The 16496-nt window shown below is 62.7% G+C and carries 4 protein-coding genes; all 4 read left to right on the forward strand.

The window, feature by feature from the left end; all coding sequences use genetic code 11:
- The first annotated feature begins 145 nt into the window (after nt 1–145).
- Nucleotides 146–4861 carry a BspA family leucine-rich repeat surface protein gene (locus OZX72_RS09435; protein WP_277158432.1) on the forward strand — a complete coding sequence of 1572 codons (4716 nt, stop codon included), beginning with the start codon at nt 146–148 and terminating at the stop codon, nt 4859–4861.
- A gap of 493 nt (nt 4862–5354) precedes the next feature.
- On the forward strand, nt 5355–6800 hold the full coding sequence (locus OZX72_RS09440) for an ATP-binding protein (RefSeq protein ID WP_277158433.1): 1446 nt from the start codon (nt 5355–5357) through the stop codon (nt 6798–6800).
- Between the two features lie 354 nt (nt 6801–7154).
- Nucleotides 7155–8654 (forward strand): ATP-binding protein, encoded by a 1500-nt coding sequence (locus OZX72_RS09445; RefSeq protein WP_277158434.1) that lies wholly within the window; start codon nt 7155–7157, stop codon nt 8652–8654.
- Nucleotides 8655–9297: 643 nt separating this feature from the next.
- Nucleotides 9298–15786 (forward strand): BspA family leucine-rich repeat surface protein, encoded by a 6489-nt coding sequence (locus tag OZX72_RS09450; protein WP_277158435.1) that lies wholly within the window; start codon nt 9298–9300, stop codon nt 15784–15786.
- Nucleotides 15787–16496 lie beyond the last annotated feature (710 nt).

Here is a 16496-nt window from a genome sequence, read left to right on the forward strand (position 1 = left end):
CACCCTAATGTTTAATCAATAGTTTAGGTGTTGTGTGGAAACGCGACGTATTACACGGCGTTGCGTTTTGAAATTTAGAAGAGTCTGAAGTAATAAAGGGTGGGTACCTTATGAGCGTCATCAACAGTCTCGCTGCACTTGTGTTGTGCATAGCCACGGGAATCGTACCCCCCCGCAAAATGAACCTTCAGTAAACCAGTCAAACAATCTCAACCCGGCCGCCTCCAGCCAGACCGTATCGGCCACCTCCGCCGCCGTCTCCGCATCATCGACGATCCAGACCCACGGCTCCTCCGCATCCTCGTCCACAACATTTTCCACTTCCGCTCCCACCGGCAACGTCGCCGGCACCTCCAACACAAACGCAAATCAACACAAAAACACCCAAAACAGTAAACGCACCACAGGCAAAGACGCCAAAACCACGCACGCGACCGGCCTCACCCACACTAACGCCGCCGCCACCCCCACAGCCAAACCCAAAACCCTCAGTGCCCTCGCGACAAAAGACTTCTCCGACGCGTCCAAGACCCTCGCCACGTTCCTGCAACGGATGAAAAAATCGACATCCCATACCGCAAATAGCCGTCAGACTACACCGGCCGACACCATTGACTCCCAATCATCGGCAATCGGCACACTGCCACATGACGCCGCCACACTGACCGTCAAGCAGAGCCCGGTCGGCCCCCAAACCCCATCCCCACTGACACGCGAAGCACCATCAGTGAGCACACAGGACGAACCCATGGTCGGCCCGCAGTCCAACAACCCGCGACTCACCCGCCTCTACGCCGACCCAAACGACGACGGACACCTCCAAATCAGCGGCGAAGCCGACCAGGTCTATTCCGACAACTGGGTCCACGTGGAAATCTGCCCCGTCAACGTATCCGTCCCCGTCACCGGCTCCGGCAACTATGATGGCTATTTCGACAACCGGTGCACCAATATCGAGACTTACACCAACGGAGACATTGGCGGCTACAGAGACGGAGGCACGTTCCACTGGGACGGCAACGAAAGTCGCAACGACCACACCTGGACCACCCAAGACAGCGACTTCAAGACCGGGCCCGGCTACTACAACATCTGGGCCTACAACAGAAGCTATGGCTGGGCCCAATACCAAGGCAACATCATCCGCTCCTACTACTACTGCAGCCACGCGCCCTCCACGCAAGCGACAATATCGTACAACATGCCTGCGGGCTGGTCCACACCCGCTTCTTCACGCGTGGACACAAGCGCCAGCGACACGTCGGTAATCCTGGCCGGCACACCCAGCGGCCCCTCATGGGCCATGTTCGACGGATGGACCTTCAACGGCAGGAACTACAACGCGGGCGCGACCGCTCAGCTACCCTGGCGAGCCACGGGCACATACACCGTCACGCCCCGCTACCACGCCCTGCCCACCAGCGTGTCGATGGCCTACAACATGAACGGCATGGACGGCACGGCGCCGGCCACACAGACCATCGACACGACCAACTACGCCGGGACATTCACCCTCGCCTCGCCCCCATCCCACCCCTCCTGGCAGGTGTTCGACGGGTGGAGCGTCGACGGCGGCGGCACACAGGCCCCCGGCAGCAGCTACGCGGTCGCGATCCACGCGTCGGGCTCGCACACCGCCACCGCACGATGGCACGTGGGCAACACATACTCGACAGTCACCTACAACCTCAACGGCGGGACGGGCACGGCGCCAGGTTCGCGGAGTGTGGATACGACATACGGCGCCGCGTCGGTCACCCTGTCGGACGGCACGGGCGTGACACCGCCGACAGGCAAGGTGCTCATCGGCTGGGACACCAGCGCATCCGGCACCGGCGACCGCCGCGCGCTCGGCGCCACGGTCACGTTCGTACAGGGCCAGCACACCACATTCGCCCTGTACGCCGTCTACAAGGACACCGTCGCGCCGACCGGCGTGACCGCCTGGTACAGCCATGCGGACAGCCGAATCTACCTGGACGTGACCGGCCTGGACCCCAACGCCACCGGCTGGAGCGTACAGGTCAAACCCGCCGGAACAGGAGACTGGCAATACACGTCAAGCACGTCGACGCGCGGCCGCTCCTACTATTACACGGTCTCAGACTTCACACCGGGCGCCACATGGCAGGCCCGCGCCTACGCCATCTACCCAGGCCACCTGTCGAGCGAGTGGAGCGCCAGCTCGTCCGGCATCCTGCCGTACATGGACATCACCCTCAAACCAGGCGACCAACAGCCCGGCGACACCGCATCGGCACAAGCCAAGGGCTTGGTCGACCAGGCCGAACGCAAAGGGTATGTGAGCCTGCCCGCCGGTGTGGGCACCGCGCCCGCAGGCATGGCCTTCCAGTCATCGGGCGGGTGGACCGTCCGCGCGGATGGTTCGGGCAACTCCTACAACTCCGGCGACACCGCCATCCCCACCAGCATGGGCGTGGTCGGAAGCGACGGCACCATCCTGCTGACCCTGTACGCCCGCTGGAAGCCGACCACTCAGGCGCCGGCCCGCGGGCAGCCGTGCGCGAGCGTAACCGGCTGGGCCCAGTGGGGCACCAGCGCCGGCGCGCTCAGCGGCGTCACAGGCCAAGACACCGGGGCAGTGTGCTGGGCCGTCGAGGGCTCGACCCTGCGCCTGACCGGCGGCACCAGCCCCGTCTACCAAAACAACTTCCCCTGGAACGCCAGCAAGAGCGCCATCACCGACATCCACATCGAGGGCAACCTCACCCTCGCCATCGCCAACTACAGCAGCACACCTTTCAACTACATGCCCCATCTCGGACACGTCGACATCGCCCCGGAGGGAAAGCTCCGCCCCGCCTACAACACCGCCGGAGACCTGTTCAGCAACAACCCGTCGCTGGAACGCCTCGACGCCAGCCGCTTCGACATGACCGCCGCCACCACCATCAGCAGCATGTTCAGCTACGACACCGGCCTCAAGGAGGTCACCGGACTGGAACACTGGGACACCAGCCAAATCGACGACATGTCCCGCATCTTCCAAGGCGACACCAGCCTGGAAAACGCCGCCGGCACGGAGAACTGGGACACCGGCCACGCGAACAACATGATCTACGTGTTCAAGAACTGCGACAGCCTGGTCGACCTTGACCTCAGCCATTGGAAGACCAGCCAGCTCAACAACTACGGCATAGCCCAGATCATCCCAGCCAACCTCAAACGCCTCCGCCTGGGCCCCGACACCAAACTCGCCTCCGGCAGCGGCTACGACGACCCCTTCGTCAATCTCGACGCCACCCACACCTGGCACGAATGGGACTGGCCCAAAGGCCAACACCCCAGCAACCTCGGCCTCGTCGGCCCGAACACCACAACACGCGGCGACGGCACCCCCGCCACGCTAAGGGCACGAGCCGCCAACAACCCGGCGGGCGTGTACATTCGCTCGGACGTCACCCCCACATGGGTCGACGTCGCCTACGATCTTGCCGGCGGTTCCGGGCCCGCCGCCACGTTCCCCACCGGCATCGGGCCCGGGACCACACCCAACGCGGCCATCGACACCACCTTTACCGACGGCACCCTGACAGCCGACCCCAAGGCCATCACCGCCAACAAAGCCCACAGCCTGTTCAACGGCTGGGCCCTCGACACCACCGAAGTGACCTCCGCCGGCAAACCCACCCTGAACGCGGGACTAGTCGACGCTCCCAAAGGCGCCGCCGGCGCCATCAAGCTCACCGCCAAGTGGGCCGCCCTCGACTCGCCCGCGCCGACGCTTTCCGCGCCCGTCGTGCATGCCGCAGCCGGGGCCACGCCCACCGTGGATCTCAAGGTCGGCAACCCCGCCACGTACAAGACCGGCGGCAAGCTCGCCATCACCACCAACCGGTGGACCGCCCCTGTCCACACTTACACGTCCGACGGCACCGGAGGCGACGCATCCCTCACCGGGCAACCAGTCACGGTCCTGCAGGCCTCCTGCGGCCAGGCATACACCATCGACGCCGCCTACACCGACCCCGACGCCGCCGACACCGCCACCGGCAACACCGTCACTCCCAACCCCGGCCACGCCACACAACTGGCCGGCACCCTGCCCTACGCGACCCTCACCTTCGACGCCAACAACGCGTACGGCGGAGACGGCACCCCGCCCGCCGAAATCAAACGGCTCATCGACACCACGGACGGCAAGGCGCACACCACCCTGCCCCTGCCCGGGAACACGATGAAACCCGCGCACGCCGCGTTCACCGGATGGGCCTCCACCGCCATGGCCACCAGCCCGGACACCGGCATGGGCGACCCCGCCAGCCGCGCCATCACGGTCACCCAGCACGGCACCGACACCGAGACCCCCCTCACCCTGTACGCCGTATGGAAACAGCCGGCCGCGCCCACGGTCACCGGCATGACGCGCGCCGCGACCGACAACACCGTCACCATCACCGGCACCACGGTCCCACAGACGGCCACGGACACCCTCAGCGTCGCCGTCACCGCCCTCGACGGGCAGGCCGGCACCTCCCTGGGCACACCCCTGACGGCCACAATCGGCGACACATCCAACAGCTGGGACGGCCTGACCGCCCACCACTGGACGCTCACCATACCCGCCGCCGGACTGCCCCAAGGCGGACGCTACCAGATCGTGGCCACGCTCGCCACCGGCGAGGACGGCGCCTGGCGCGGATCCCCATCGCCCCGCACGGTCACCAGCCCCGACACGGACCCGGGCCCCGGGCTACGCGTCCCCGGCCACCACCAGCACGCCCTGCCGCTGACCGGCGGGCAACGCACCATGCTGATCATCGCCCTCGCCCTGCTCGGCGTCATCCTCACCGCAGGAAGCCAGCTCGCACGCAACCGCAGACGCTGGCACCATCAATAAACAAAGACTTCCCGCCCGGCCGCATCCAACCAACCGGCCAAGGACGGGAACCAACAGGGTGCCGGCACGGGACCAACACACCAACAACCAACCCCGCGCCGGCACCCACACCCCACCAACAACCAAAATATGAGAACGGGCACCATAGCCCGATTCCAAAACTTCGGTATGAAGAACTTCGGTATACCGAAGTTCGGTATGAGTAAGCTTGGTATATCAAAGTTGCTATAATCAAGATGGAAACTCGTCCGTCACCGAACGCTTGTCACTGAACGCACGTCGCCGAACGCTCGGAATCCCGAACGCACGGAACCAAACGCCCGGAACTGCGGCACAGAACGGCAACACGGAACCGGCGGCCCCAAAAATGCAGCCCAGAACCGCAGCGCAGAAGCAACAAAACCGCAGAACGGCGACGCCGACCCCAAAAGCGCAACCGGAACCGCAAAAAGGCGACGCCAACCCAAAAACGCAACCCAAAAGGAGGCACGCGATGTTCGTAGGACGCACAGAAGAACTCGAGGCCCTGGAAGACATGTACAGCAGCGGCCGGTTCGAGATGATGGTGCTCTACGGCCGTCGCCGCGTGGGCAAGACGTCACTGATCGACGAGTTCTCCAAAGACAAGCGGACCTTCTATTTCACCGCCTCGCAAAAGAGCACCAAGCTGAACCTCGAGGTCTTCTCGAGGCAGATGTCCAGCTTTTTCAACATGCCGGAATTGCCCGCGTTCACAGACTGGCGGAACGCATTTGAATTTTTCGTCGGCCTGACGCGCAACAGCCAAAGCACCGGCAACGGGCATTTCGTGTTCGTCTTCGATGAATTCCCGTACGCCGCCCAGGCCGACCCGACGCTGCCCTCGACCCTGCAGACGGCCATCGACCACGGCTTCAAAGACACCAGCGTCATGATGATCCTGTCCGGCAGCAATCAGGGGTTCATGGAAAGCGAGGTGCTGGGCGGCAAAAGCCCGCTGTACGGAAGGAGGACCGGGCAGATCAGGCTCGAGCCGTTCGATTACTACGACGCCGCGAAATTCCTCCCGGACGTCTCCGACGAGGAACGCGTGCAATATTACGCGACGTTCGGCGGGACGCCGTACTATCTGGCGCGGTTGCGGCCCTCACGGGGGTTCAAGCGCAACGTGGCGGACCTGATGTTCCGCAAGTCCGGACTGCTGTACGAGGAACCGATGATGCTCCTGCGCGAGGAGACGCGCGAGCCGGCCTCGTACTTTTCCGTGTTGCAGGCCGTGGCGAACGGCAGCTCCACGCCGAAGCGCATCGCCGAACACGCGGGCGTCGAGGCCTCGAGCGTCGCCAGATACCTCAACTCGCTCGTCGACCTGGGGCTGGTGGAGCGCAAGCTTCCGTTCGGCGACAACCCGCAGAAATCACATAAGGGCATGTACGTCATCGCGGACCCCTTCTTCGCCTTCTGGTTCCGCTTCGTGGGCACGAACGTGGACGTGATCGAAAACGGAAAGGGCCTCGAAACGGCGGAGGAGACGACTTCCGGCGAAGCGTTCTCGACGTATGTGGGCCAGCAGTTCGAAAACATCTGCCTGCAGTGGGTGGCGAGGCACAGCGGGGCCCTCGACCTGCCGTTCCCCGTGACGAGATTCGGCAAATGGTGGGGCAACAACCCCGTCGCGCACGAGCAAACCGACATCGACGTGGTGGCGGCCAACGGGCGCGGGCAGCTTCTGATCGGCGAATGCAAATGGCGCAACACCTTCGACGTCACCGAGGCGATCGACAAACTGCAGGGACGGGTCGGCCTGGTGCCCGGGTTCAAGCCCGCATCGACACGTCTGGCGCTGTTCAGCAAGAGGCCCGTCGCGAAAACCGTCCGCACGAAAATCGGAAGGGACGCCCCCGGCCTGCTGTTCTTCTCGACCGATGATTTATATCGCAAATTACAGGGCTGGGAATAACAGATACCGTTTAGATTGACGCGGCGGCAAAGTGGCGGGAAACCGTGCCCCACATCAAGTTCCCCGCTTCGCCTTCACTATCCCAATATGTGAAGGTTCCATGAAGCTTAGTCATTTACTTGTGCAATTACTCGGCAACTTAGTCGTTTACTTGTGCAACTTGTGCAAAGTACTTGCCAACTTGGCAATTTATGCGACTACTTGTGCAAATATGGCATGAACTGTTACACTAACAATACTTATCCGCAACCTGGCAAAGGCCTAGCACACACGTATTCACGTATCTCGAGGGGCGGTGACTGATCCCGCAACTGCCGGAGCCGGCACGGAAATCAGGAAATAGGAGGGACTGCAATGGCCGAAAGCATCACCACCGATCAAGAACTTGCAGACGCCATCGCTCTCATGCGAGAGGCCGGCACCGACCTGAAGGATTACGAGCTTAAGGAAGCCAAAGGCGGTTTCCCGTCATCGGCGGTCGAGTCAATCGCCGCCTTTGCCAACACCAACGGTGGCGTCGTCATACTCGGCATCAATGAAAAAACGTTTGCCCCGGTGACGGACCTCGATGTGAGAAAACTGCAATCGCAGCTGGCCCAAGCGGCGCGGGAACGCCTCCAGCCCGCGGTGCAGATCGACATACAAGTGCTGCATTACCGGCAATCACCCGTTCTGGTAGCCAACGTGCCAGAGCTGGACATCATGCAGAAGCCCTGTTATGTCAAAAAACGAGGCAAGATGGACGGGTCCTATCTGCGTACCGGCGACGGCGACCATCTGCTGACGCTCTACGAGATCGACCGGTTCATGGAGAACCAATACCGCGTGGCCCGCAACGATCTCGTGGCCGTGCCCGATGCCACCATCGACGACCTAGACCCCGATCTGCTGCACCAATGGATGCGGATGCAACGCGCGGGCTCATTTGAACGCTCCACCGCGATGAGCGACGAGCAGATTCTCATCAATCGCAGGGTGTTGGCAGACGACGGCAACGGCACGCCGCGCCCCACCATCGCCGGCATCTGCGCACTTGGCAGCTTCCCGCAGAAATTCTTCCCGCGCCTCAATGTGGTCTTCACCTCGTTCCCGACCTCCCGCAAGGGCGACATTCTGGCGACACAGCGCTATCTCGACGCCGAAAACATCGACGGCCCGATTCCTGCCATGATCTCCGGCGCGCTGCGAGCCGTCTCCCGCAACACCAGAACCGGCGCCGTGGTGGTGGGCGCGTTGCGCAAAGACATTCCGGATTACCCATTGCCGGCAGTGCGCGAAGCCATCGCGAACGCCCTCATGCACAGGGATTATTCACCGGAGGCCCAAGGCGCGCCGGTAAGGGTGGAGCTGTATCCGGATCGGCTTGAAATCATCAACCCCGGAGGGCTTTTCGGGCCGCTTACCGTCGAGGCGCTCGAACGCAAGGAGCGCACCCAATCGCGCAACCAGTTCCTTGCCCGCATCCTCGAAGACACGCCATACACGGACACGGACGGCTCCGAGGGGAAAGTGGTGGAGAACCGCGGCACCGGCTATCCGATCATCGCCGGTTCGCTGGCCCAGGCCAACATGGCTCCACCGTTCGTCGAAAGCGATTTGGATGAATTCAGAATCGTATTTCGAAGGCGGCAAACACAAGACGGGGCAACGGATTCCGCCACCGACATGAAGCATCAGATCCTCACTTTCCTTGCCAACCAATCCAGTGCGGGCACGGCGGAGGTGGCATCAAGATTCGATATCTCCAGAAGGACGGCAGCGCAGCACCTCAACGACCTGCGCAAGGAAGGGCTTGTAGAAGCGATTGGGGCAAAAAACAGTCCGAAACGCGCCTATCGCGTTATCAAAAACTGAGTACTGACCCGAAGTACGGTACGATGACTGACCACATAAGCGACTGACACCATATGTGAAGGTTTAATGAAGCTTAGTCATTTACTTGGCAATTACTTGGCAACTTGGTCACTTACTTGTGCAACTTATGCAAAGTACCTGCCAAGTTCGCAATTCATGCGGCTACTTGGTCGCTTGCTTGCGTCATCCGCCAGCCGTACAGGACGCTTACGAAACCTTCCGCCGCCAACGTCATCCACCAACCGTCCGCATGGAAGAAAGCACCGAGCAAGGGCAAACCTGACACTCACGGATCGGCTCACGCGGACGGAAGACGGTGCACGAACCGCGACACGCCGAAGGATGGTGCGGTTTCGCTGTGTTTTGAGGCCACGTCAAATCCTTCCAAAGGCCCACAAAATGTAAGGCAAAGTAGGACGGCAAACGTTCCACACGCCCCCGGCAACGACGACGGAAACCCCGATTCGCCATACAACCCCGGTTTGAATTTGGTCGGAAGTGCCCCTAATGTTTAATCAATAGTTTAGGTGTTGTGTGAAACTGCGGCGTATTACATAGAGTCGCGTTTAGAAGAGTCAGAAGTTTTGAAGTAAAAGGGTGGGTACCTTATGAGTGTCGTTCACAGTCTCGTTGCACTCGCGTTGTGCATAGCCACGGGAATCGTACCCCCCCCCCGCAAAATGAACCGTCATTAAACAATCCGAACAATTCCTCCCCGGCCGCCGCCTCCAGCCAGACCGCACCGGCCGTCCCCGTTTCCGTATCGACTCCGTCCACCGTCCAGGCCCACGGTTCCTCCGTATCCAATTCCCCCGCACTTTCCACTTCCGCTACTACCGCTCCCGCCACTTCTTCGCTTTCAGCTCCCTCGACCGCCGCGCCCAAGGCACTTTCCGCCCCGGCCGCCAACGGCCAAACCGGCAACGCCGCCGGCCACGCCCCAGGCACCCCCAACACAACCGCAGACCAACTCAAAAACACCCAAAACAGCAAGCGCACCGCAGGCAAAGACGCCAAAACCACGCCCGCGACTGCCCTCACCCACACCAACGCCGCCGCCACCCCCACAGCCAAACCAAAGACCCTACGCACCCTCGCAGCAAAAGACTTCACCGACGCGCCTAAGACTCTCGCCGTCTTCCTGCAAAGAATAAAATCGGCACCCCACACCAGCGACAATAACCAACAGACCACACCTGCAGGCAGCTTGCCACGCGCCGCAGTCACACTGCCTAACGTCACTGCCACGCTGCCTGCCAAGCAGAGCACGATCGGCCCCAAAACCAGCTCTCCATTGACACGAAGCAAACCTACGGTCGGTCCACAGTACATTAACAATGAAAACGTAACCCGCTTCTACGTCGACCCCAACGATGACGGACACATCCAAATCGAAGGCCACAACGAGCAACTCTACCATCCCAAGACCTGGGTCCACATAGTCGTCTGCCCCAGAGAGGTCAGAGACAAGGCCGTCACAGGCCGCCCAGGCCACGTCGATAGCCGATGCACCGATATCGAGACCTACACCGACGGTCATACTGGTGGTTATGGAGATGGAGGCACCTTAAATTGGGGTCCTGGCAGCGTAGGTCGCGACCCCATTTGGACCACTCGAGACAGCGATTTCAAAACCACCCCTGACCATTCTCATGCTTATGACATCTGGATTTATAACACTGACGCCAACTGGAATCACTATGATTTTGCAGATGCATCTAATGACTACTACTGCTCTCAATCAGGAAGAAAAAGAGTCACACTCACCTACGATATGTCAGGTATGCCTAACGCGTCAACACCTGGATCACAGGAAAAGGACACCAGCTACTTCGACTTCAGCACCACTTTTGCTAGCGAACCGAGTCACCCTTCATGGCAGATCTTTGACGGTTGGTCCCTCAAAGGCACCAACTACAATGCCGGTCAAGCCATAACCTTCCCTGCTGGCACCGACGGCATATATACGGTTACGCCTCGTTGGCATGTCAAGCCCACCAGCGTCAAATTCAATTACAACCTCAACGGCATGTCCGGCAGCACGCCCGGCTCCCAGCAGGTCAATACCACCAACAACGGCGGCTCGATCACCCTGGCCTACCCGCCCTCGCATCCTGACTGGCAGATCTTCGACGGATGGACCGTCGACGGTTGGAATAACATGACCCCCGGCCAGACCTACAGCGTCGGCATCCACGACGAGAGCACCCACACCGTCACCGCGCGATGGCACGTACGCCCAGACACGGTCACGATACACTACCAAGACAACGGCTCCGGCTGCAGCATGCCCGGCAACCAGACCGCCGACAGCGGCAACTACAGCAACACCACCCTCGCCGGCACGCCGTCCTGCCCCGCGCACACCGTCTTCGACGGGTGGACCATCAACTACAACAACTACAACCCCGGCGGTACCTTCAATTTCGCCCAGCACGTCACCGCCACCTACACCGCCACCGCCCGCACTCACACCATCAACGCGCCCACAGGGCTCGCCGCCTCCTACCACGCGAACGACAACACCGTCACCCTCACCGGCGCCGGCGACATAGCCGCCGGCGACACCGTCACCGCCTGCATGACCGACGGCACCGGCAACGACATCTGCCACAGCGCCACACCCGTGGCGCTGCCCGCATCGAGCCACCCCACCGTCAGCGGATCCAGCAGCCACGGACTCACAGTCACCGGCATTACCAAATCAGGAGGACAGGTCACCCTGTCCGGCCGCGCCAACGGCGGCTGGGGCGGCGGCGTCGTCAAAGTACGGCTGCGCTCCTGCCCGGCAAGCTACCAGTTCTCCGGCGGCACCGGGTGGGGAGGAACGTCCGCGCCCTCCGGCTGCAATGAGACGGAAGCCACCGGCAACCCCCACTTCCCCGGCTGGCCGACATGGCTCGGGGAGCAAGGCAACTTCTGGACCGGCAGCATCGCATGGAGCCCGGGCCAGAAACTCTGGGTCTACATCCAGACACAGGGAGCAAGCATCGACGGCCCACTGCTCGTCAACCCCGACAACACCAACGGCACTCCCACTCACACCAACTGGACCATAAACTTCCCCGCCGGCGAATACACCGCCAAATACGGCTACGGGCACCAGCACCACTTCACCGCCAAACTCACCAGCAACAACGCCGAAAGCGAACTGGCCAACCTGCAGGGCACGCTGCCCTGGACCACCGTCAACTTCGACAAAGGCGACGGCACCGGCACCGCACCCGACAGCGTGGACGCCCTGACCGACACCATCGTCAACAAGGCCACACCCACCATCCCTGGCCAAGGGTCCATGACCGCACCAGCGCACGCATGGCCGGACTTCACCGGATGGAGCGACGGCACCACCCTCTGGCAGCCCGGCAGCAGGGACATCCCCACCAACACCAGCGGTGCCACCACAACCGACGGGCACACCACCCTCACTCTCACCGCCCAATGGCACACCGTCCAGGCACCCACCAACCTCACCGCCGCCTACCACATCACCGGCACCGTCACCCTCACCGGCACCAGCAACGTCCAGTCCGGCGACAAGATCACCGCCTGCATGACCGAAGGCACCGGCGACACCACCTGCCAACCAGCCATCACCGCGTCAAACGCCGACAGCGCATGGCAGTGGACCGTCACCTTCCCCGCCACCGACTACACCACCAAATACGGCTACGGGCACCAACACCACTTCACCGCCAAACTCACCAGCAAAGGCGTAGACAGCACCACCGCCGACCTGCAAGGCACCCTGCCCTGGACCACCCTCACCTTCGACAAGGGCGCCAGCGGCGGCACCGCACCCGACGCTAAGGACGCCCTGACCGACACTAGCGCGAACAAGGCCACATTCACCCTGCCGGGACAGGGCTCCATGACCACACCAGCCAACGCGTTCCCCGACTTCACCGGATGGAGCGACGGCACCAACCTCTGGCAACCAGGCAGCAGGGACATCCCCACCAACGCCAGCGGTGCCACCACCGGACCCGACGGGCACACCACACTGACACTGACCGCCAAGTGGCACATCCCCGACGCTCCCACCGGAGTCACCGTCCGCTACAGCCACACAGACAACCTCGTCTATCTGACGGCTACCGGCCTCCAGACCGGCATCACCAACTGGAAGATAGAGGTCAAACCCACCACCACCGACCATTTCCATGACACGTCGAACACGCTCACGACCGGCGAATCCGCCTACTATGTCAGCATGTTCACGCCCGGCGACACGTGGACGGCCCGAGCGCGCGCCACCTACACCGATACTTCCGGTAACAGGGCCACCAGCGACTGGAGCACCGAGATCACCGGCGTCCTGCCCTACATGACCGCGAACCTCAAGCCGGGCAGCCAGCAGACCCCTGGCGGCGGCACCGCCGTCAAGGGTCTCGTCGACACCGGTGAGGGCAAGGCGTATCTGACCCTGCCCGTCGGCGTAGGGACCCCACCCGACGGCATGTCCTTCCAATCCAACGGAGGATGGGCCACCAACCCCAACGGCACCGGCCAAACCTACAACGCCGGAGACACCACCATCCCCACCACCGCAGGCACACCCGGAGGCACCAGCGAAACTAAAGTCACCCTCTACGCCCAATGGAGGATGCGCACCCAGGCACCCGCACGCGGCCAAGCCTGCACCAGCGTGGCCGGCTGGCAGCAATGGGGAACCAGCGCAGGCGCCATCAACGGCATCACGGGACAGGACACCGGAGCCGTCTGCTACACCATTGAAGGATCCACCCTGCGCCTGACCGGAGGAACCAGCCCCAATTACCGGACCGCCACGGACATTCCTTGGGACGGACGCAAGAGCGCCATCACCAAGGTCAGCATCGAGGGCGACGTCACCTTCACCACCAGCGCCGAATACGGCGGAGACAGCCATCCACTCGCCGACATGACGAACCTGACCTCCATCGACAGCAACGGCCATACAATCAACCTCGACCGGAACTGCGGCACCAGCTTCTTCAGCAGCGATTCCTCGCTCACCAGCCTGGACCTGACCGGGTGGAAGACCAGAACCCTCACCGACATGGTCAACATGTTCGGCTCATGCACCAGCCTGAAGACGGAGACCCTGAAGGGCATACAGGATTGGGATATCAGCTCGGTCCGAAACATGAACGCAGCATTCCAAGGAGACACGGCCCTGACCGGCCTGGACCTATCCGGCTGGAAGACCAGCTCGCTCACCGCATCGTGGCACGTGTTCTACGACTGCCCGAACCTGACAGACCTGGACATCAGCGGCTGGGACACCAACGGAACCAGCATGAGCTCCGGCATGCTCCCCGCGAACCTGCAACGCCTGCGCCTGGGGACATCCACCAAGCTCAAAGCAGAAGCGTTCGACCAGATCGCCACGACCACCGCCTGGCACGAGTGGGACTGGCCCCAAGGCCACCACCCCTCCGACCTCGGACTCGTAGGAGCCACGGCCGGGACACCCGGCGACGGCACGCTGACCACCCTCGAGGCCCGCACGGCCTCCGCACACCCAGAAGGCACCTACATCCGCAGCGATGTCAATCCCACCTGGACCGATCTCACCTACGACCTCAACGGCGGAACAGGAGACGCGAGCCTGCCCGCCCAGATAGGCCAGGCGGCCACCGGCGGACAGCCGAAGCGCGACGGGCTCGCCATCGACACCACCTTCAAGGACGGCGAATACACGATCCCCGACGGCACAACTGATACCGGCAACGCCGCCCACCACATCACCGCCAACAAGCCCCACAGCCTGTTCAACGGATGGACCATCGACACCGGCAACGTCACCGCGAACGCGTCCGGCGGGACCGCCACGGTCAGCAACCACACCATCACCGCGGCCAAGGGAGCCGGCGGCACCGCCACCGTCGCCGCCCAATGGACCTCGACACCCCAGGCCATGCCCGGCACACCGGCCGTGACTGTCACCCCGCGCACCACCGACCAGGGCGGCATCAGCGTAAGCGTCACCGCCACACTCGGCCAGTCCATGCCCGCCATCGACGCCAGCAACGGCGACCCGGCCAAGCCCGCCGTAAGCGCCGGCGGCACGGTCAAGGTCTGTGCCAAACCCAGCAGCCAGAACGCCGACTTCTACTCGGTGCAGTGCAGCCCCAAGACCAGCACCACAGGCGGCAGCCAGACCATCACCCCCGAAGCGCTGCAACTGCCCGGCAGCTCCGCCATCTCCGGCAACGCGCCCGCCTTCCCCGACCCCGGCGAACAGTACACGCTGGCCGCCATGTACACGCTCACCGACCCACAGACCCGCAACCAGATCGACTCCACCGCCACACAAGCCGGAGGCGGCCTCACCACCGGCACCCTGCCATGGGCCGACACCACCTTCGACACCAACGACTCCCACGGAGGCAACGGCACACCACCAACCGACGCCAAATCCTTCGTCGACACCGCCAGCGGCAAGGCCTGGGCCTCCCTGCCCAACGCCACCGCCACCATGACCCCCGAACACACATTGTTCGCCGGATGGTCCGCCACCGCGAGCGCCGCCAACCCCGACCAAGGCATGGGCGACCCGGCCAGCCGCATCATCCAACTGGACGCCACCACCGGCGCCACAGAGACCCAGACCACCCTCTATGCGGTCTGGCACAAGCTCACCGCACCCACCGTCACCGGCATCAAACGCAATACGCTCACCAACACCATCACGGTGACCGGCACCGCCACCCCCTGGACCGCGCAGGAAGGCGTCGGCCTCGACCTCACCCCGCTGGACAGCCAGGGCGGCCTCACCCCCGCAGGCACGAGGTACGCCACCATCAGCCCCACCGACCAGCAAGGCAACCCGCTGGCCTACGACGGGCACACCGCGCACCCCTGGACCCTGACCCTCACCGCAAACGACCTGTCCACAGGCGGCCGATACCGCGCCGACGCCAAGATCCGAGCCATGGACCAAGCCTGGCGCGACACCAACGCCGGCTTCTACGTCTATAGCGCCGCCGCCAGCAGCCCGACCAACCTGCCCGGCTACTTCCAGCACAGCCTCCCGCTGACCGGCGGGCAACGCACCATGCTCATCATCGCCCTCGCCTTGCTGGGAGTGTTTCTCACCGGCATGAGCCAGCTCGCCCGCAACCGCCGACGCTGGCACCACCAATAAACAAAGACTTCTCGCCCCCAGCCGCATCCAACCAACCGGCCGAGGACGGGAACCCAACCGGGTGCCGGCACGGGACCAACACACCAACAACCAACCCCGCGCCGGCACCCACACCCACCAACAAACAACACCAGACAACAACACGAAAGGAACCGCCAGGCAGCAAACACTACAACCCCGCGAACGCCGGCCGCACCCAGCCGTCACCACAGCCCGCATCACCGGGCGAACAAACGTGGCAACCACTCTACAGCCTGTACCACAAACCCGCGCACGCCCAGCCAAAGGACAGCGGCACCCACCCGACGGCCAACACCACCAACCCGCGCGCACCCGACCAACGGACGGCACCAACCGTCCCGACCACCGGACCGTCACGCACAGACCCAACCCCCTAATACAGGCACACGGGACCAGTCTTTCATGCCCAAATCGCGACACGCCGAAGGACACCGCTGTTTCACTGTGTTCCAAGACCGCGTCAAATCCTTCCGAAAACCCACAAATTGTAAGGCAAAGTAAGACGGCAAACGTTCCACACAACCTCCGGCAACGACGCCACAAACCCCCATCCGCCATACAGCCCCGTGTTGAATTTGGGCGTAAGACACCCTAGTGTTTAATCAATAGTTTAGGTGTTGTGTGGAAACGCGACGTATTACACAGAGTCGCGTCTCGAAATTTAGAAGAGTCTGAAGTAATAAAGGGTG

Origin of the sequence: Bifidobacterium sp. ESL0769 (genome assembly GCF_029395495.1) — a bacterium.
Classification (GTDB): domain Bacteria; phylum Actinomycetota; class Actinomycetes; order Actinomycetales; family Bifidobacteriaceae; genus Bifidobacterium.

Excerpts from the sequence above, each read along its gene's own strand:
- OZX72_RS09440 (WP_277158433.1), top strand. The coding sequence starts at position 5,355 with ATGTTCGTAGGACGCACAGAAGAACTCGAGGCCCTGGAAGACATGTAC.
- OZX72_RS09445 (WP_277158434.1), top strand. The coding sequence starts at position 7,155 with ATGGCCGAAAGCATCACCACCGATCAAGAACTTGCAGACGCCATCGCT.